Source organism: Cobetia sp. ICG0124, from assembly GCF_004006355.1.
Classification (GTDB): Bacteria; Pseudomonadota; Gammaproteobacteria; order Pseudomonadales; family Halomonadaceae; genus Cobetia; species Cobetia marina.
The window spans coordinates 3,273,615-3,291,430 of sequence record NZ_CP024893.1 but is presented as its reverse complement, the minus strand read 5'-3'; the positions used below and the strand labels follow the sequence as shown (position 1 = coordinate 3,291,430).

The 17,816-nt window shown below is 64.2% G+C and carries 14 protein-coding genes, 1 other RNA gene and 5 pseudogenes; 10 read left to right on the top strand and 10 right to left on the bottom strand.

Features of this window, described 5'->3' with window-relative positions; genetic code table 11:
* Positions 1–2: 2 nt before the first annotated feature.
* On the top strand, positions 3–1,301 hold the full coding sequence (gene waaA, locus CU110_RS15410; RefSeq protein WP_127736573.1) for a lipid IV(A) 3-deoxy-D-manno-octulosonic acid transferase: 1,299 nt from the start codon (positions 3–5) through the stop codon (positions 1,299–1,301).
* On the opposite strand, the gene CU110_RS15405 is transcribed toward waaA, so the two are convergent.
* Positions 1,288–2,064, bottom strand: coding sequence for a DeoR/GlpR family DNA-binding transcription regulator (locus tag CU110_RS15405; protein ID WP_077379702.1), 777 nt, complete (start codon positions 2,062–2,064; stop codon positions 1,288–1,290). The genes waaA and CU110_RS15405 overlap by 14 nt on opposite strands.
* On the opposite strand from CU110_RS15405, the pseudogene CU110_RS18135 reads away from it, so the two are divergent.
* Positions 2,021–2,266 (top strand): annotated as a pseudogene (locus CU110_RS18135) (Na+ dependent nucleoside transporter N-terminal domain-containing protein); the annotation flags it as partial. The gene CU110_RS15405 and the pseudogene CU110_RS18135 sit on opposite strands and share 44 nt — an antisense overlap.
* Here CU110_RS18135 and CU110_RS17415 read toward each other — a convergent pair.
* On the bottom strand, positions 2,261–2,434 hold the full coding sequence (locus CU110_RS17415) for a hypothetical protein (protein WP_240665423.1): 174 nt from the start codon (positions 2,432–2,434) through the stop codon (positions 2,261–2,263). The pseudogene CU110_RS18135 and the gene CU110_RS17415 sit on opposite strands and share 6 nt — an antisense overlap.
* A 4-nt stretch (positions 2,435–2,438) precedes the next feature.
* Here CU110_RS17415 and CU110_RS17410 point away from each other — a divergent pair, with 4 nt between their 5' ends.
* From CU110_RS17410 to CU110_RS15395, 3 genes and pseudogenes are all read left to right on the top strand, one after another.
* Entirely contained in the window at positions 2,439–2,579 is a 141-nt protein-coding gene (locus tag CU110_RS17410) for a hypothetical protein (protein ID WP_240665422.1), read from the top strand.
* A gap of 177 nt (positions 2,580–2,756) precedes the next feature.
* Positions 2,757–3,368 (top strand): annotated as a pseudogene (locus tag CU110_RS17405) (nucleoside transporter C-terminal domain-containing protein).
* Positions 3,369–3,526: 158 nt separating this feature from the next.
* Positions 3,527–4,381 (top strand): outer membrane protein OmpK, encoded by an 855-nt coding sequence (locus CU110_RS15395; RefSeq protein WP_077379697.1) that lies wholly within the window; start codon positions 3,527–3,529, stop codon positions 4,379–4,381.
* Between the two features lie 54 nt (positions 4,382–4,435).
* On the opposite strand, the gene CU110_RS15870 is transcribed toward CU110_RS15395, so the two are convergent.
* Together CU110_RS15870 and rpiA are read right to left on the bottom strand one after the other, a co-directional pair.
* Positions 4,436–4,603 carry a hypothetical protein gene (locus tag CU110_RS15870; protein ID WP_164850391.1) on the bottom strand — a complete coding sequence of 56 codons (168 nt, stop codon included), beginning with the start codon at positions 4,601–4,603 and terminating at the stop codon, positions 4,436–4,438.
* Positions 4,604–4,613: 10 nt separating this feature from the next.
* Positions 4,614–5,285 (bottom strand): ribose-5-phosphate isomerase RpiA, encoded by a 672-nt coding sequence (rpiA, locus tag CU110_RS15390; protein ID WP_077379692.1) that lies wholly within the window; start codon positions 5,283–5,285, stop codon positions 4,614–4,616.
* Positions 5,286–5,446: 161 nt separating this feature from the next.
* On the opposite strand from rpiA, the pseudogene ilvA reads away from it, so the two are divergent.
* Positions 5,447–6,982 (top strand): annotated as a pseudogene (gene ilvA, locus CU110_RS15385) (threonine ammonia-lyase, biosynthetic); the annotation flags it as partial.
* A gap of 226 nt (positions 6,983–7,208) precedes the next feature.
* Here ilvA and CU110_RS15380 read toward each other — a convergent pair.
* The 3 genes from CU110_RS15380 to CU110_RS15370 all read right to left on the bottom strand — a co-directional run bounded on the left by CU110_RS15380 (position 7,209) and on the right by CU110_RS15370 (position 8,602).
* On the bottom strand, positions 7,209–7,946 hold the full coding sequence (locus tag CU110_RS15380) for a 5-formyltetrahydrofolate cyclo-ligase (RefSeq protein ID WP_127736570.1): 738 nt from the start codon (positions 7,944–7,946) through the stop codon (positions 7,209–7,211).
* 22 nt (positions 7,947–7,968) lie between these two features.
* Positions 7,969–8,151, bottom strand: a non-coding RNA gene (gene ssrS, locus CU110_RS15375) — 6S RNA.
* Between the two features lie 88 nt (positions 8,152–8,239).
* Positions 8,240–8,602 (bottom strand): cell division protein ZapA, encoded by a 363-nt coding sequence (locus CU110_RS15370; RefSeq protein ID WP_077379686.1) that lies wholly within the window; start codon positions 8,600–8,602, stop codon positions 8,240–8,242.
* Positions 8,603–8,810: 208 nt separating this feature from the next.
* On the opposite strand from CU110_RS15370, the gene CU110_RS15365 reads away from it, so the two are divergent.
* The 4 genes and pseudogenes from CU110_RS15365 to CU110_RS15350 all read left to right on the top strand — a co-directional run bounded on the left by CU110_RS15365 (position 8,811) and on the right by CU110_RS15350 (position 13,368).
* Entirely contained in the window at positions 8,811–9,452 is a 642-nt protein-coding gene (locus CU110_RS15365) for a UPF0149 family protein (RefSeq protein ID WP_077379685.1), read from the top strand.
* A gap of 23 nt (positions 9,453–9,475) precedes the next feature.
* A complete protein-coding gene (pepP, locus tag CU110_RS15360) occupies positions 9,476–10,816 on the top strand; it encodes a Xaa-Pro aminopeptidase (RefSeq protein WP_084209855.1) in 1,341 nt (446 codons plus the stop codon).
* Positions 10,817–10,820: 4 nt separating this feature from the next.
* A pseudogene (gene ubiH / locus CU110_RS15355) lies at positions 10,821–12,007 on the top strand (2-octaprenyl-6-methoxyphenyl hydroxylase).
* A gap of 32 nt (positions 12,008–12,039) precedes the next feature.
* Positions 12,040–13,368, top strand: coding sequence for a UbiH/UbiF/VisC/COQ6 family ubiquinone biosynthesis hydroxylase (locus tag CU110_RS15350; RefSeq protein WP_084209535.1), 1,329 nt, complete (start codon positions 12,040–12,042; stop codon positions 13,366–13,368).
* A gap of 48 nt (positions 13,369–13,416) precedes the next feature.
* Here CU110_RS15350 and CU110_RS15345 read toward each other — a convergent pair.
* The 3 genes and pseudogenes from CU110_RS15345 to gpmI form a co-directional block, all read right to left on the bottom strand.
* Positions 13,417–14,732 (bottom strand): annotated as a pseudogene (locus CU110_RS15345) (S41 family peptidase); the annotation flags it as partial.
* A gap of 169 nt (positions 14,733–14,901) precedes the next feature.
* Complete coding sequence (locus tag CU110_RS15340) at positions 14,902–16,035, bottom strand: peptidoglycan DD-metalloendopeptidase family protein (RefSeq protein ID WP_164850390.1); 1,134 nt, start codon at positions 16,033–16,035, stop codon at positions 14,902–14,904.
* Between the two features lie 148 nt (positions 16,036–16,183).
* Complete coding sequence (gpmI, locus tag CU110_RS15335) at positions 16,184–17,746, bottom strand: 2,3-bisphosphoglycerate-independent phosphoglycerate mutase (RefSeq protein ID WP_084209532.1); 1,563 nt, start codon at positions 17,744–17,746, stop codon at positions 16,184–16,186.
* Positions 17,747–17,816: the final 70 nt, after the last annotated feature.

Genomic DNA, 17,816 nt, shown 5'->3' with positions numbered 1-17,816 from the left:
GCGTGAGCCTTGCCCGTGGCCTCTACAGCACCGCACTGACCCTGCTGTCTCCCCTCATCTGGCAGCGGGTCTGGCGCGAGCACGATGATCGGCACTCGCGCCTGGAGCGGCTGGGCATCCTCCCTGCCACGCCTGCCGCCGCGCCGGACCGCGAGCGCCCCATCTGGCTGCATGCGGCCTCGTTGGGCGAGATGGTCATGATGGCCAGCGCCATCGAGGCGTTGCGGCGCCGCTATCCCCTCCGCCCGCTGATCGTGACCACCATGACCGCGACGGGGGCTGCCCAGGCGGCTCGCCTGTTGCACACGCCTGAGGGAACGCCCGAGCTTGCCCCTGCGCGGCATCATTATCTGCCACTGGACTTTCCCTGCAGCGCACGTCGCTTCGTGTCTCGCCTGCGGCCGGCCCTGGTCGTGCTGGTGGAAACCGAGCTGTGGCCGAATCTGATCGCAAGCTGTGCGCGCCAGAGGATACCCGTGAGCGTGGTCAATGCGCGGCTGTCACCGCGCGCCTTCACACGCTACCGCAAGGTCGGGGCCTTGATGCGCGAGACGTTGTCGCAGGTGAGCGCGCTGACGGCCAAGGCGCCGGAAGATCTCGAGCGTTTCATCGCGCTTGGGCTTCCTGCGGCGCGGGGGAAGACGGTCGGTTCACTCAAGTTCGAGCTCGAGATATCGCCACAGGCCGTCGCGGCAGGCAAGGGACTGCGCGAGCAGTTCCAGGGGCGGCGGGTGTGGATCGCCGCCTCGACACACGAGGGGGAAGATGCCCTGATGCTGGATGCCCACGCAGCCGTGCGTGCTCGGCATCCTGATGCCTTGCTGCTGCTGGTGCCGCGCCATCCGCAACGCTTCGAGACGGTCGCCGCACAGAGTGCGAGCTGGTGTGAGTCACGCGGGGAAACCTGCCTGCGTCGCAGCCACATGTCGGTGCTGGTCGGCGATAGCCTGGGCGAGCTGCTCGCCCTGTATGCGGCGAGCGATGTCGCCTTCGTCGGCGGCAGCCTGGTGCCCATCGGCGGGCATAATCTGCTCGAACCGGCCGCGCTTGGGCTGCCACTGTTGAGTGGCCCATCGCTTGAGAACTTCAGTGAGATCGCCGAGGTGATGACGGCGGAAGGAGCTCTGCAGGTCGTCGATGATGCCGAGGCGCTGGCCGAGGCCGTCATCACACTGCTGGAAGATGAGTCGCAGCGCCAACGGGCAGGGCAGGCGGCGCGTGAACGGGTAGCCCGCAATCGCGGGGCGCTGGCAGGGACACTGCAGCAGCTGGAAGACCTGTTGCCGCTCAGCACTCGATGAGCTGCGCCGTCACGCCCATGTCGGCATCCAGACCCTCCAGGCAATCGCGCGCTGCGGCGCTGGCATTGCTGATCACCACATCGAAGCTTTCCAGTGGCGCGATGAAGGCCGGGCGTACCATCTCGAACTTGCGGGCATCGATGATCAGGAAGCGCTGCATGGCGCTTTCCAGCGCGGCCTGCTTGGCCGCCACCTCATGAAAGTGGAAGCAGCTGACGCCGCGCTCGGCGTGCACGCCACCGGCCGAGAGAAATGCCTTGTTGATGCCCAGACGGCGAATGGCTTCCGGCATGTCGGTGGCGGTAAAGGACTGGGTGGCCGGATGAAACAGTCCGCCCAGCATGACCAGTCGCACGCCGGGCAGGTGGCCGACGGCATTGGCGACATTCAGGGCGCAGGTCACCAGGGTCAGTGTCATCTGACGATCCAGTGCCGCGGCCAGGTGGACCAGGGTCGTCCCGCAATCCACGTACAGGGTATCGCCGTCCTCGATGTGACTGGCCAGTCGCTGGCACAACGCTTGCTTGATAGGAGCGCTGGCATCGATCTCGCGGTCGAGGCGATAGACGCTGCTGGCGGAAGATTCCGCCAGCAGCAGGCGTCCCCCCAGTATCTCCAACAGCCCGTTGCTGTGAGTGACATCACGGCGAATCGTCATCTCGGACACGCCGCAGAGCTGCGCGGCGTCGCTGAGCTGCAGTGGGCTGCCCTCGCGCAGGATGGCCTGCAAGCGGTCAAGGCGTGCAGCGCTTTGGTTGTTCATGCGGCTCAGGACCTTCCCAATGAATCCCCTCATGAGTCTGGTCGGGATGGCATCGCTCATCCTCATCGCCGTGGCGTTGTCATCGAATCGACGCGCTATCCGCCTGCGCACCGTCGGGGGTGCCTTTGCCATCCAGTTGGCCATCGGTGCCTTCGTGCTCTACACCTCCTTCGGCCAGGGTGTGCTGGCCGGTGTCTCAGGCGCCGTCAGTCAGGTCGTCAATTATGCCGATCAAGGCATCAGCTTCCTGTTCGGCAGTCTGGCCAATCCGGGCAGCGGTGTCGGCTTCATCTTCGCCATCAAGGTGCTGCCGATCATCATCTTCTTCTCGTCGCTGATCGCGGTGCTCTACTACCTCGGCATCATGCACGTGGGTGATTCGCCTGCTGGGTGGGCGGCCTGCAGCGCGTGCTCGGGAACAGTCGCGCACGGAATCCCTCTCCGCGACCGCCAACATCTTCGTCGGACAGACGGAGGCACCGCTGGTGGTCAAGCCGCTCATCTGGCGAGCATGACGCGTTCCGAGCTGTTCGCCGTGATGTGTGGTGGTCTGGCATCCGTCGCCGGCTCCGTACTGGGTGGCTACGCGGCGCTGGGCATCCCGATGGAGTATCTGGTGGCGGCGTCCTTCATGGCAGCGCCCGGCGGCTTGCTGTTTGCCAAGCTTCTGTTCCCGGAGACTGACAAGCCGGATGACTCGATCGCCGTGGCGGATGCCTCGCTCAAGGATGACGATCGCACCGTCCAACGTGCTGGACGCTGCGGCATCCGGTGCGTCTTCCGGCCTGAAACTGGCCGCCAATGTCGGCGCGATGCTGCTGGCCTTCATCGCCTTGATCGGGCTGATCAACGGCATTCTCGGCTGGTGTCGGCGGCTGGTTCGGCTATCAGGACATCACGCTGCAGTCTCGACATGATTCTCGGCTGCGCTCTTCGCGCCGTTGGCCTTCCTGTTGGGCGTGCCATGGAGCGAGGCGACGCTGGCGGGGTCCTTCATCGGTCAGAAGCTGGTGGTGAACGAGTTCGTCGCCTACATCAATCTGGCGCCCTACCTGAGTGGCGACAGTCTCGTGGCCGCCACGGGTGCGGTGATGACGCCCTACACCATGGCTGTGCTGTCCTTCGCGCTGTGCGGCTTCGCCAACCTGTCGTCCATCGCCATTCTGCTCGGCGGGTTGGGCAGCCTGGCCCCGACGCGCCGGCATGAGATCGCCAGTCTGGGTCTCAAGGCGGTACTGGCCGGTACGCTTTCCAATCTGATGTCGGCGGCGATCGCCGGCTTCTTCCTGGCGCTGGCGGCCTGATCGGGATGTCGCCCATCTCACAGTGGATGGGCGATCCGCCAAACGTCGCCCTATCGTTTTTGCGAGGAAGTGCTAACATCGCGCCCTTTGCAAATCCGGCGCAGCCCGAACCACAACAATTCAGAACAGTTGATTACTCAAGACAGGATCATTTCGCGATGACTATGCTCAAGACCGTCGCGGCCAGTGCACTGGCCGCCACTACCCTCCTGACGGCTGCCGCGCCAGCCCAGGCCACCGATTTCAATGGCGACATCCACGCCAATGACTACAAGTGGCTGACCTTCAATCTGATGCGCAGCGAGGACAACCGTCTGCCGTTCCGCAACAGTGAAGATACCTATCTGGAAATGGAATTCGGAGGCCGTTCGGGCATCGTCGATCTCTACGGCTATGTCGATTTCTTCGACATCTTCGATGACAGCTCGGATGACCTCAATGGCGGCGACAACTTCTTCGCCAAGCTGGCCCCGCGCTTCTCGCTGGACGCCATGACCGGTCACGACCTGTCCTTCGGCCCGGTGGACGAGCTTTACATCGCCACCGTCACCAACATCGGTGACAACGGCGCATTCGGCGGTCTGTGGGAGCACTATGTCGGTCTGGGCAGCGATGTGCAGGTGCCATGGTTCGGCAAGATGGGCTTCAACCTCTACGCCCGCTACGTGCGTGAGAACTACGGCGGTGAAGACGAGAGCAAGTGGGACGGCTACATGGCGTCCACCAACTGGTTCAAGCCGTTCGTCAACTTCGAGGACGGTAGCTTCATCGCCTATCAGGGCTATCTGGACTACAAGTTCGATGCCGATGAAGTGGGCAGCCAGGACGGTCGCAGCATCAACAGCATGGAGTGGTTCAACGGCATCTACTACCACACCCAGCGTTTCGCGGTGGGTTACGGCCTGAAGTACTACAACAACATGGCGTTCTTCACCGATGGCTCCACCGCCACCGGCGTGCGTCAGGACACCACCGGCTTCGGCAACTACTTCAGCATCAACTACAAGTTCTGATCACCGCTTCGCTCTCGATGAGCGACCGGCGCGCAAACAGAAACGGGAAGCCCCTCAGGGCTTCCCGTTTTTCGTCTGGCTGCTCTGGCGTCTGACACCTGGAAGCTGACACCTGTCCAGCAGATACTCCCAGCTGTGGTCCGGCTTGAGCAGCACCTTGACGCCACTATCCAGCGTGATGGTCGTCGGAGAGCTGATCGGCAGGCTGTCTGCCATCAGCACCGGGCTCTCCTCAGGCAGTGATGCGCTCGACACCTGTCTCGCGACCGACCAGCAGTACATCGGCGCCACGGGCGGCGAACAGACCATTGGTGACGACGCCGACGATGGCATTGATGCGGGCTTCCATGGTGATCGGGTCTTCGATCAGGAAGTTGTAGCAATCGAGGATGCGGTTGCCGTTGTCCGTCAGAACGCCTTCACGATAGACCGGGTCCGCGCCCAGCTTGACCAGTTCGCGCGCGACGTAGGAACGTGCCATCGGAATGACTTCCACCGGCAGCGGGAAGCCACCGAGGATGTCGACCTGCTTCGAGCCATCGGCGATGCACACGAAACGCTCAGCGCAGGCCGCGACGATCTTCTCGCGGGTCAGCGCCGCACCACCGCCCTTGATCATCGCCAGACGCGGATCGATCTCGTCGGCACCATCCACGTACACCGGCACGGTGCCCACATGGTTGAGCTCGTAGACGTCGATGCCGTGGCCCTTGAGGCGCTGGGCAGTGGCTTCGGAGCTGGCGACGGCGCCGGCAAAGTCGTGGCGAACCTCCGCCAGAGCATCGATGAACAGGTTGGCGGTGGAGCCGGTGCCGACGCCGATGATGGTGTCGCGGTTCAGCAGCGGGCGGATCTCATCAAGGGCAGCGCGGGCCACGGCTTGCTTCAGCTCATCCTGGGTCATGTCATACCTCGGGTCGGTGGGGCAGGGGTGGAGAGTGGCCGGGCGACGCAACGCGAGAAAACGCCACATTATAACGGCAAACGTCGCGATGGCGCTGGACGCTCTCGCCGGCGGTCTGATAACAATGGGGGTTCGGTCGCACCCATGCGGCCCGCGCTGCGACACATCAGGACATTCCTATAATGCTCGAACACTACGTCAAGAAAATCCTGTCGGCTCGTGTCTATGAAGCCGCCCATGAAACCCCGCTCTCGTCAGCCCCGATGCTGTCACGTCGTTTCAGCAACCAGATTTTCATCAAGCGGGAAGACCTGCAGCCCGTCTACTCCTTCAAGATTCGCGGCGCCTACAACAAGATGGCGCAGCTGAGCGATGAGCAGAAGGCCTGTGGCGTGATTGCCGCCTCGGCGGGCAACCATGCCCAGGGGCTGGCGATGGCAGCCAAGCTGATGGGCGTGAAGGCCGTCATCGTCATGCCGCGTATCACACCGGAGATCAAGGTGCAGGCGGTGCGTGAACGCGGCGCACGCGTGGTGCTCAAGGGCGATGCCTTTCCCGAGGCGCTCGCGCATGCCCAGGCATTGATGCAAGAACATGGCTACACCTTCATTCCGCCCTTCGATGACCCGGACGTGATCGCCGGGCAGGGGACGGTGGGCATGGAGATCCTGCGTCAGCACCCGGGCAAGATCGATGCGATCTTCGTGCCGGTGGGCGGCGGTGGCCTGATTGCCGGTGTCGCGGCCTACGTGAAGTATCTGCGTCCGGACATTCGTGTCATCGGTGTCGAGGCTGAGGATGCGGCCTGCCTCAAGGCGGCCATGGAGGCCGGCGAGCGTGTGGTGCTGGACCAGGTCGGCGTGTTCGCCGAGGGAGTGGCCGTGGCGCAGATCGGCGAGGCGCCGTTCGAGATCATCCGCCATACCGTCGATGAAGTGATCACCGTCAATACCGATGAGATGTGCGCGGCGGTCAAGGATATCTTCGAGGACACGCGCGCCGTGTCAGAGACCAGCGGCGCTCTGTCGCTGGCGGGCCTCAAGAAGTACATCCAGCAGACTGGCGCGGAAGGGCAGACGCTGGTCTGCATCAACTCCGGGGCCAATACCAACTTCGATCGCCTGCAGCACATCGCCGAGCGCACCGAGCTCGGCGAGCAGCGGGAAGCCATTCTGGCGGTCACCTTGCCGGAGCGCCCCGGGGCCTACAAGCAGTTCTGCAAGGTGATCGGCAAGCGCATGGTCACCGAGTTCAACTACCGCTATGCCAACCCGGAGGAGGCGCACGTCTTCGTCGGTGTTCAGGTCAAGCCGGGCGGGGAAGACCGCGCAGCGGTGGTCGAGAAGCTGCGTGAGGCGGGCTACGCGGTGGAGGATCTCACCGACAACGAGCTGGCCAAGCTGCACACGCGTCATCTGGTCGGGGGGCGCACCAGCAGCGACCTCGAGGAGGAGGTCTATCGCTTCGAGTTCCCGGAACGTCCTGGTGCCCTGATGAACTTCCTGACCCATCTGCCTGCGGACTGGAACATCTCGCTGTTCCACTATCGCAATCACGGCGCGTCCCATGGGCGAGTCCTGATCGGCATGCAGGTGCCCAATGGGGATCGCGCCGAGGTCGAGAAGTATTTCGCGGAGATCGGCTATCGCTTCTGGAAGGAAAGCGACAATCCGGCCTATCGCCTTTTCCTGTCATGAGCGTGGAAAAACGTTCATTCATACGGCTGCATGGTGATTGTCATACGCAGGTCAGATGCCTATCATCGTGGGCACTGTCAGGAAGACAGTCATCGACAACCGTCACGCGAAAGCCACTGACGATATAAGAAGAAGCCCGCTCTCATGAAACGCAAGCCCGATCTGGTCATGGCCCTGGTATTCATTTTCGGGATTGGTGTCGTCGCCACCGGCTACGCCCAGACCGTCATGGGTTCCTGAATCGTGCACTGCCGCCTTCGCGGCCTGGGCGCACGATCTCGCGATCACTGACGATGGCATCCAGCGGTATGTCCCAGGCTTGTACCGGCAAGGCCGGCACCTTCTGACAGTGATGGGCGAGGCCGATCAACCTCGGTCTTGGCCCGGCGCGACGGGTGAAGGCGAAGCTGCGGTCATAGAAACCGCCCCCCATGCCGATCCGTGCGCCAGCCTCATCGAACCCCACCAGCGGCATCAGCACGATATCCAATGCCCAGGCCGGCAGGCGTCGGCCCTTGTGGGCTCCGAAGCGCGTGTCAGGTTCGGCGATGCCGAAGCGATTGCTCACCAGTGGGGTATGGTCGTCGTAGCGGACGAACCAGAGTGAGTTGACCGCGAAGGGTCGCAGGACCGGTAGATAGACGCGTGCTCCCCGACGTTGCAGCCATCGGCACAGACGGGTGGCGTCGATCTCGCCATCATTGGGCAGGTACAGGGCGATGTCCCGGGCACGCAGCAGTTCCGGCAGACGCTTCAGTCGTCGCAACAGGGCCTGCTCGGCATTACGGCGCTCGGGGGCCGTCAACTGGCGTCGCCGTTGGCGTAGCAAGCGTCTCAGGGCGCGGCGATCCGCAGTGGGGTGATCAAGCTCGCTGGACAATGGCCAGAGCGTGACATCACGTGAAAGCGAGGGAGGCGAATAGTGATTCGCGAGGGCGGCGCGAGCCGCAGGGGGTTTGAGCATGCCTGACATTCTCCGTCAGACAGGGTTCTCCAAGGTGCCGGTGTTACCGGGGGCCCTTGAACCCAGCGGTTCAAGGTGGGTAGTCCCGCGCAGCGCATCAGGCTTTCCGACGCACGGACATGCACACAGCACTGCGCAGTGGACTCCCTGGGAATAGCTTATAAGCTCGAGGGACATCGGCAACTGTCGTACACCCCAGAGAACTCCTTCAGTCTACCAAACCCCGTCTGCCGGCCCAAGGCTTAATCCTGTCGGGAACAGACTGTTGCTGAAATTTATCAGTTGTTTGATTCTCAAGCGTTTTTTGCTTCATCAGCACGCGCCTTCGCACGTTGGACAGACTCGGCTGGTACCTGCTTGAGGGCCGCATCCAGCTGGCGATCCAGCGCCGTGAGGCGTGTCTCGAAATCCTGCTGCATGGCGCGTTCGCTGTCGCGGCTGTTGATCAGTTCGTGAGAGATGTTGAGCGCGGCCATCAGGGCGACCTTGTCGGCACTGATGGTATTGCCACGTTGCTGGATGCCTTGCATGGCGAGATCCAGGTAGGCCGCCGCACGGGTCAAACCATCTTCCTCGCCGGGTTGGCAGCTGACGGTATAGCTGCGGCCGAGCAGGCTGATCTCGGTGGTATTGCGGGGAGTCGTGGAGTCGCTCATGTCAGTCCTCTCGGGCCATGTCCGGCGTCGTCCTGATTGACGGCGGCGTCCTTGACTGGGCGTCACCTCGCAGTGAGGACGGCAAGCCAGAAGGAGGGCCAGTGCGGTAAGATGGGGGCATTCTCGAGCCACTATAGAGAGCCGCTTCTGGAGGGTCAACGCGCTGCGCAGTGCGGCTGTCTTCTCACCGACTCAATGGACCCGCACCATGGCCATCATCAACGATACCTTCGACTTCTCTCTCGTCGCGGACCAGTTCCTGGTTCACGGCAGCCTGAACAACCCTTCCTTCCTTGATGGACAGCTGGTCGCTGCCCTGGCGATGGATGACATCAGCGCGGAAGACTGGTTGAGCCGCGTCTGTGCCGCATTGGGAGTGGAGCAACCGGCCACCCGTGAAGCGGGCGAGGTGTTCCTCAGCTGGCGCACGCGCAACCAGGAGCGCCTGGCGGCCAGCGAGATGAGCTTCGAGCCGCTGTTGCCGGACGACATGTTCTCCCTGGCCGAGCGTGGCCAGAGCCTGCGTGAGTGGACGCTGGGCTTCCAGGAAGAGCTGGCAGGCGTCGATGGCGAGGTCCGCAAGGGCTGGAGCCAGGCATTGCGTGATGCGCTGAGCGATGTCGAGGCCATCTCGAGCGGCCTGGCCAACGCCGAGGACCTGGATGACGACAATGCCGAGGACGAGGCGGATCTGTTCGCGCTGGCCGACCACGTGCGCATGGCGGCCCTGCTGCTGTATACCGAGCAGCACCCGGGCAACCCGGACGTCGAGAAGCCCAGTGACGATCAGTTGCCGGAAGGCGGACTTGAAGGCAGTCTCGGGGTCAGCTCGCGCAACGACACTCACTGAGGACCCCGACGGAGAACGCCATGATCGTCCCTGAAATCCTGCCTGCGCCGGCGGCGCTGACTGCTGATGACTTCTCGGCGCGTCGCCAGCGTCTGATGACGCAGCTGCCTAGTGATGCCGCGGTACTGGTGTTGTCGTCCGGCCTGGCACAGCGCAATCGTGACAGTGGGTTCACCTTCCGTCAGAACAGTGACTTTCATTACCTGACCGGCTGGCCGGAACCGGAAGCGGCATTGTTGCTGTTGCCGGGGCGCGCGGAAGGCGAGAGCGTACTGTTCTGTCAGGAAAAGGATCCGCTGGCGGAAGCCTGGACCGGTATCCGTATCGGTGCCGAAGGGGCCGTGACGCAGGCGGGATTCGACCAGGCCTTCACCAATGATCAGCGTGAGGATGTCATGGCCGGTCTGCTGGATGGCCGTGGGCGTCTCTTCGTGCTGTTCGAGGACGACGAAGCCTTGGCGCTGGCGCAATCGCTGCGCGAGGAGCTGGCCGCGGCCGTGCGTCGTGGTGCCCGCCCGCCGGTCGCCTTTGAAGACCTCGCCCCGCTGTTGCATGAGCAGCGCCTGATCAAGGATGAGCGTGAGCTGGCGCTGATGCGTCACGCGGCGGAGATTTCCGCTCGCGCCCACATCCGTGCCATGCGGGCCAGCCGCCCCGGGCTGCACGAGTATCATCTGCAGGCCGAGATCGAGCATGAATTCCAGTGGCAGGGCGCCCCGGCACCCGCGTATACCAGCATCGTCGGTGGTGGCGTGAATGCCTGCGTGCTCCATTACATCGAGAACCGTGCTCCGCTGATCGATGGCGAGCTGGTGCTGATCGATGCTGGCGCGGAGTACGCACTCTATGCCGGCGACATCACCCGTACCTTCCCCGTCAATGGCCACTTCAGCGAGCCCCAGAAGCGTCTCTACGAGATCGTGCTCAAGGCCCAGGAACGTGCAGTGGCCGCCGTGGTGCCGGGAGCGACGTTGGTGGGCATTCACCAACAGGTGGTGCATGACCTGACCGCCGGCCTCGTCGAACTGGGCCTGCTGCAAGGTGAAGTGGAGGCGTTGATCGCCGATGAGGCCTATCGCCGCTTCTATCTGCACTCCACCTCGCACTGGCTGGGACTGGATGTGCACGATGTCGGCAGTTACCGCGAGAACGGTGAGCCGCGTCCGTTGCTGCCCGGCATGGTGCTGACGGTCGAGCCGGGGCTTTATGTGCCGGACGCCAGTGACATTCCAGCCGAGTATCGAGGGATCGGGATTCGCATCGAGGACGATGTGGTGGTCACCGCGGACGGGCACGAAGTGCTGAGCGCCACGGTTCCCAAATCCGTCGAGGCCATCGAGGCACTGATGCGCGAAGGAGCCTGACATCATGAGTGAGCCAGCGGCAGCATCCCCGGTAACGTCTGCGCCGGAGCGATTCGATGTCGTCATCATCGGTGGTGGCCTGGTGGGCGCGAGCCTGGCCTGTGCCCTTGCACCCTTGATGCGGAGGATACCGGGCGTTTCCAGCCCAGTTTCGATGCGCGAGCCAGTGCCATCGCTGCCGGTTCACGCCAGCGCTTCATCGCCTTCGGGCTGTGGGAGGCGATGCGTGAGCACGCCACGCCGATTCGTACCATCCATGTCAGCGAGCGCGGCCATCTCGGGGCCACACGCATGCGGGCCGAGGAACTGGGGGTTCCCGCGCTGGGGCATGTGATCCCCAATGCCTGGATGGGGCGCGTGCTCCATCGGCGTCTGGCGGAACTGCCGCTGACCTGGTACTGCCCGGCACGCGTGGCGCAGATCAGCGTCAGTGCGCAGGGGCACCGCCTGCTGCTGGAGGATGGTCGCCTGATCGAGGCGGGACTGACCGTATTGGCAGATGGCGGGCGCTCGGGGCTCAAGGAGCGTCTCGGCATCCATAGCGAGACGCATGCCTACGAACAACAGGCGCTGATCGCCACCGTCGAGATGAGCCAGCCCCACGCGGGGGTGGCCTATGAGCGTTTCACCAGCGAAGGACCGATGGCGCTGCTGCCGCTGGGTGGCCGTCGAATGGAGTTGATCTGGACGCGTTCTCCTGACGAGACGGCTGCGCTGATGGACATGCCGGAGCCCGAGTTTCTCAAGGCGCTTCAGGCTGCCTTCGGCGAGCGGGCCGGCCGTTTCCGGCGGGTCGGGCAGCGCCATGCCTATCCCTTGTCGTTGATACGTGCCAGCGAGGGGACACGTCCCGGACTTGCGGTGCTCGGCAATGCCGCTCACTCGCTGCATCCGGTGGCAGGGCAGGGCTTCAATCTGGCGCTGCGCGGCGTGACGGATCTGGTGGCCGCCATCGCGGCGGGACAGGCACGTGGTGATGCCGCTGGCGATGTCAGCGTGCTGAGTGATTTCGAGTCGCGGCGCGGCGCGGACCGCGACAATGTCGTGCTGTTCAGTGATGGCTTGATCCGCCTGTTCGGCGTCGAGAGTCGTTGGCTGGGGCATGCTCGGGCGGCAGGGCTGATCGGCCTGAATCTGGTGTCACCGCTCAAGCGCCTGCTGGCAAGGCGCTCGATGGGCATTGAGCGCTAGGCGTGGCGAGTACTTGCCAACAGGGAGCAGGCATGAACGAGCATCGGAGATTGGATGCACCGCATGAGGTGGATGTCGCCATCGTGGGCGCCGGTATCGTCGGCGCCACGCTGGCGCTGCTGTTGGGGCAGGGCGGCCTGCGCGTCCTTCTGATCGAGGGTCGCGAGGGCATCGTCGACTGGCAGCCGGCGCTGGCACCGGAGCCGCGTGTCAGTGCGCTGACGCCGGTTTCGCGTCAATTGCTCAGCGGCCTGGGGGTCTGGAAGGACATCGCACAGAGTCGTCTGATGCCCTATACCGGCATGCAGGTCTGGGATGCCGAAGGCAATGGCGAGATAGGCTTCAGTGCCGAGCAAAGCGGCGTGTCGGAGCTTGGGCACATCGTCGAGAATCGGGTCACTCAGGCCGCGCTTGAGCAAGCGATTTCCCGGTGTCCCTCGATCACGCGCCGTTATGGTGTCCGGGTCAGCGGTCTGGGATTGCCCAGGACGGGGTCAGCCTTGGTGGTAAGTGCTTACCAACTTGAGGGGGCCGAGGCAGCAAGCCTGACACTGAGCGACGGTAGCAGTGTCGCGGCGGGGCTGGTGGTGGCGGCTGACGGGGCGCGTTCCCGTCTGCGTGAGCTGGCGGGCATCGAGACCCGTGAGCACGATACCGGCCAGGTGGCGTTGGTCACCACGGTGCGCACGGCGCATTCGCATCAGGGCGTCGCCCGCCAGCGCTTTCTGCCCTCCGGGCCGCTGGCCTTCCTGCCGCTGGCGGTCAATTCCGCCCTGGCACATCCCGAGGGCGAGGCATCCGGCGCCCAGCGCCATTGCTCCATCGTCTGGTCCACCACTCCGCAGGAAGCCGAGCGCCTGCTGGCATTGCCCGAGACGGACTTCTGTCATGAGCTCGAAGCAGCCTTCGAGGGAAAGCTCGGCACGGTGGAATACAGTGCCGAGCGCTTCAGCTTCCCGTTGCATCAACGTCATGCGCAGGATTATGTGCTGCCGGGGCTGGCGCTGGTGGGGGATGCCGCGCATGCCATTCACCCGCTGGCGGGGCAGGGGGTCAATCTTGGCCTGATGGATGTCGCCGTGCTGGCGGAAGAACTGCTGGATGGGCACCGCCGCGGCGTCGCACTGGGCGATGAGCGCTGGTTGAAGCGCTATCGTCGACGCCGGCGCAGCGACAATGCCGTGATGCTGAAGATGATGGATGGCTTCCGCCTGCTGTTCGGCAGCCGAAAGCCGGGGGTACGCCTGGTGCGTAACCTGGGACTTGGCTGGGTGGATGGCAGCGTCGAGCTCAAGCGCCTGCTGATGCGCCAGGCGATGGGGGAGCGTGGGGAGTTGCCGGAGAGCTGCCGACCACGCTGACAGTGATTGCTCCGAGGTGGCGGGAAGCGTGGCCTTGAGAGCCGCGCTGCGACCCAGCACGTTCATGCCCTTGAGCAGGTTGAGTGCTTCCCCCAGCTGGTAATCACTTTCGGCGACCACCGGGCTGTCCGGTGCCTTGCTGGAAGGCGTCGATGAGTCGCCATTGGCATTGTCGAGACGTCCGTCGAGATCCGCCTCGCGTACGCTGAAATCACGCCGCGTGTCGCGCTCCAGTCGTCCGCGCACCACCTCGACATCCGGGCGGATGCCCTCTGCCTGGATCGAGCGCCCGTTGGGCGTGAAGTAGAGTGCCGTGGTCAACTTGAGGCCGTCGCCGTTGCCCAGTGGCATCACGTTCTGTACCGAGCCCTTGCCGAAGCTCTCGGTGCCCATGATGATGGCGCGGCGCTGGTCCTGCAGGGCACCTGAGACGATTTCCGCAGCTGAGGCCGTCCCGCCGTTGATCAATACCACCAGCGGCGTATCACCGGCCGGTGTCTCGGCTCTGGCCGAGAAGGACAGCTCGCTGTCCGGCAGGCGCCCTTCGGTATAGACGATGCGGCCGCTCGTGAGGAAGAGGTCGCTTATCTCGACGGCCGCTGACAGCAGCCCCCCGGGGTTGTTGCGCAGATCCAGCACCAGACCCTTCAGCGCGACATCGCCGCTTTCCTCGCGCAGCTCCGCAAGGGCGCGTTTCGCCTCATCGCCCGTCGCGCTCTGGAACTGGCTGACGCGCAGGTAGCCATATCCCGGCTCCAGCAGGCGCTGACTGACACTGCTGCTCTTGATGATGGCCCGCTTGAGCACGACCTCGCGGGGCATGTCGGCGCCTTCCGAGAGTACCAGCAGGCGAATGGTCGATCCTTCCTCGCCACGCATCAGCTTGACGGATTCCGTCATCGACAGACCCTCCATCGGCGTGTCGTCGATCTTGAGGATCACGTCACGTGGTTGGAGGCCGGCACGTGAGGCCGGGGTGTCGTCGATGGGGGCGATGATGGTCAGCTGGCCATCCTCCTCCATGCCGACCTCGATGCCGATACCGCCGAATTCCCCATCGGTGTTCTCGCGCAGGTCCTGCCAGTCATCCTGATCCAGATACGCCGAGTGCGGGTCCAGCCCTGCCAGCATGCCACGCATGGCATTCTTGAGCAGCGTGCGGTCATCCACTTCATCCACATAGGTGCGCTTGATGCGCTCGAAGACTTCGGCAAAGGTGCGCAGTTCCTCCAGCGGCAGGCCATTGGCCCATCTTCAGCATGGGCCGGCACTCCGCCGCCCAGCAGAACAAGGCTCAGCGGCACGCTGACCGCCAGCTGACGCAGGCGACGCGGGGCAGGACGGAATGACGACGATGCGGACATGCGATTTCCTTCTCGACGGAGACTGGCTCGACTGATGCCGAAGCGCCTGGCAGTTCAGCCAGAGGGGAAGAGGCGACCCCGACGCTCGCAGTCACGGATGACTGCGAGCATATCCCGCCCGGGTACCTGCCGCCTAGCCTGTCGCCATGTTGCGCCATGGCTGACTGGCTCAGCGGCTCGACAGCCAGCGTTGCGGGTTGACGGGCTTGCCGGCGCGGCGTACTTCGAAATACAGCGCGGCACCGTCACGGCCACCACTGCTGCCGACACTCCCCAGCTGCTGGCCGCGTGACAGGCTGTCACCGGGGCCGACGCTGAAGCTTGCCAGATGTGCGTAGAGCGTCAGCACGTTGTCGCCGTGGTCGATGATCAACAGGTTGCCGTAGCCGCGCATCCAGTCCGCGAAGACGACACGACCGGCATGCGGCGCCGTCACAGGCGTGCCCTGGGACGCCTGGATCAGCACGCCATCACGATTGACGCCTTCTCCCCCGCCATAGGCCGAGATGACCCGCCCGGGGGCCGGCCAGTCCATCTTGCCCATCGCACGCGTGATGCGTGTCCTGGGGGGCGGGGCACTCTTGATGGCCTTGAGGCGCTTCTCGAGCGTCTGGATCATCTGGTTGGCATGGGCGCGGTCCTGATCCAGCTCGGCGATCTTCGCCTCATGGCTGGCATAGCGGGCATCCAGGGTGCGCAGCAGAGCGGCGCGCTCATTCTGCTGGGCCATCAGTTTGCTGGCTTGCTGCTTGAGGCCTTGCTGCACCTCCTCCAGTCGTGTCTGGCGTGCCAGTAGACTGGCGCGGGTACTGGCCAGTGAGGCATCCAGTCTGGCGAGGCGCTCAAGCGCCTGCCGGCGCGAATCGCTCAAGTGATTCAGATAGACCTGCAGGCGTTCGAGACGCGCCGGATCATCCTGATTGAGCAGCAGCTTCAATTCGGGTTGGCGACCCAGCCGATACAGGGCGGCCATCTCCTCGGCCACGGCAGCCTTCTGCGCCGTCTGCTGCTGGATGAGGGTCTCACGCTGGCGCGTGAGCCTGGTCAGTTGCTGCGTGATGTCGTCGCGCTCATCCTCGAGTCTGCCGGTCTGCTGGCGAGTCTCGTTGAGCTGGCGCTCGATCTTCTCCAGGCCATTGCGCGTATCGCTGCGCCGCGCGGCAGTGGCCTTCAGCTCGCCCTGCATCGCCTGTATCTCGTGCTTGAGACGCTTGAGGTCGGCTTCGGAGGCTTGCTTCTTCTGGGTCAGGGTCGCGCTGCTGTCCGCGGCCAGTGCCGAGGAGGGGGCCAGCAGCGGAGTCATGAGCAGCAGGCAGGCAGACAGCACAACGCCGGAGACAGGGCTCCGGCGTTTGAAGAATCGGTAGCGTCTGCCCGGTCCGGATGCCAGACAGGCATCCGGACCGGGGGAGGCGCCGGGTACGCCACTCGGCGCGCCCTGCAAGGGGCTATCAGGCACCGGCATAATCGACCAGCACGTTGCCGTCCATTTCCTCGGGGACCGCCTGCCCCATCATGGTCAGCAGGGTCGGGGCGAGGTCACACAGGCGTCCCTCGGAGGCCAGCTTGACGTCACGCTGGGTGACGTAGATCAGCGGCACTTCAAAGGTGGTGTGCGCCGTCTGCGGGTTGCCGGTCTCCGGGTGCACCATCTGCTCGGCATTGCCGTGGTCCGCGGTGATCAGGCATTCGCCACCGACCTTCTCCAGCGCCTCGACCACGCGGCCGACGCAGCCATCCAGATATTCGATCGCCTTGACGGCCGCATCGAACTTGCCGGTGTGTCCGACCATGTCGCCATTGGCGTAATTGCAGACGATCAGATCATAACGGCCGGATTCGATGGCCTCGACCAGCTTGTCGGTAACCTCCCCGGCGCTCATCTCCGGCTTCTCGTCGTAGGTCTTCACGTCCTGCGGTGAAGGCACGAGGATGCGGGTCTCGCCCTCGAATTCGTCTTCGCGGCCGCCGGAGAAGAAGAAGGTCACGTGGGCGTACTTCTCCGTCTCGGCGATACGCAGCTGAGTGAGGCCGCGATTGGAGACCACTTCCCCCAGGGTATTGGGCAGGTCGGAGGGCGGGAAGGCAGCCGGCGCCGGAATGTCGGCGGCGTACTGGGTCAGCATCACCAGACCGTCATGGGCCAGCTTGGGCGGCGTGCGCTCGAAGCCGGAGAAGTCCGGCTCGACGAAGGCGCGGGTCAGCTCGCGGGCACGGTCGGCACGGAAGTTCAGGAACAGGGCAGCATCGCCTTCCTGCATGGGGACGGCGTCGCCGATACGCGTGGCGCTGACGAATTCGTCGGTCTCGTCACGCTCGTAGGCGGCGGCAAGTCCTTCCACACCGCTGGCGGCTTCGTGGAGGCCCTGCCCTTCGGCGATCACGCGATATGCCTGTTCGACACGGTCCCAGCGGTTGTCACGGTCCATCGCGAAGTAGCGACCGACGAGGGTGGCGACACGGCCTTCCTCGAGTCCGAGACCTGCCAGGTGTTCATCGGCACGCGCGATGGATGCCTCGGCGCTCTTGGGCGCGGTGTCGCGGCCATCGAGAATCGCGTGGAGGTAGATGCGCTTGGCGCCCCGCTCGGCGGCCAGATCGGCCATGGCGAGGATGTGGTCTTCATGGGAGTGCACGCCCCCGGGAGACAGCAGGCCGATCAGGTGCACGGCACGGCCAGCCGCGATGGCGGCATCGAGAGGCGCGGTCAGGACAGTGTTGTCCTTGAGGGCATTCTCGCGCACGGCCTTGGTGATGCGGGTGAAGTCCTGGTAGACGATGCGCCCGGCCCCCAGGTTCATGTGCCCGACCTCGGAATTGCCCATCTGGCCATCCGGCAGGCCGACATGGCCACCGTCGGTATGGATCAGATCGCTGGGATACTGCTGGCGCAGGCGATCCATGACCGGCGTGTTGGCGGCAAGAATGGCGTTGTCCTTCTCTTCCTCGCTGTGGCCGTAGCCATCGAGAATGATGAGGGCGACGGGACGCGGACCTTGTGCTTGAGCTGCCATGACTTCCTCGCTGTGATGACGAATGACGGGTGAGGCAAGATGTAGTGATAAAACTACCTGCTCATTCTGA

Coding starts and splice junctions, on each gene's coding strand:
- CU110_RS15405 (WP_077379702.1), bottom strand. CDS start 2,064: ATGAACAACCAAAGCGCTGCACGCCTTGACCGCTTGCAGGCCATCCTG.
- CU110_RS15395 (WP_077379697.1), top strand. CDS start 3,527: ATGACTATGCTCAAGACCGTCGCGGCCAGTGCACTGGCCGCCACTACC.
- rpiA (WP_077379692.1), bottom strand. CDS start 5,285: ATGACCCAGGATGAGCTGAAGCAAGCCGTGGCCCGCGCTGCCCTTGAT.
- CU110_RS15380 (WP_127736570.1), bottom strand. CDS start 7,946: ATGCTCAAACCCCCTGCGGCTCGCGCCGCCCTCGCGAATCACTATTCG.
- CU110_RS15370 (WP_077379686.1), bottom strand. CDS start 8,602: ATGAGCGACTCCACGACTCCCCGCAATACCACCGAGATCAGCCTGCTC.
- CU110_RS15365 (WP_077379685.1), top strand. CDS start 8,811: ATGGCCATCATCAACGATACCTTCGACTTCTCTCTCGTCGCGGACCAG.
- CU110_RS15350 (WP_084209535.1), top strand. CDS start 12,040: ATGAACGAGCATCGGAGATTGGATGCACCGCATGAGGTGGATGTCGCC.
- CU110_RS15340 (WP_164850390.1), bottom strand. CDS start 16,035: ATGACTCCGCTGCTGGCCCCCTCCTCGGCACTGGCCGCGGACAGCAGC.
- gpmI (WP_084209532.1), bottom strand. CDS start 17,746: ATGGCAGCTCAAGCACAAGGTCCGCGTCCCGTCGCCCTCATCATTCTC.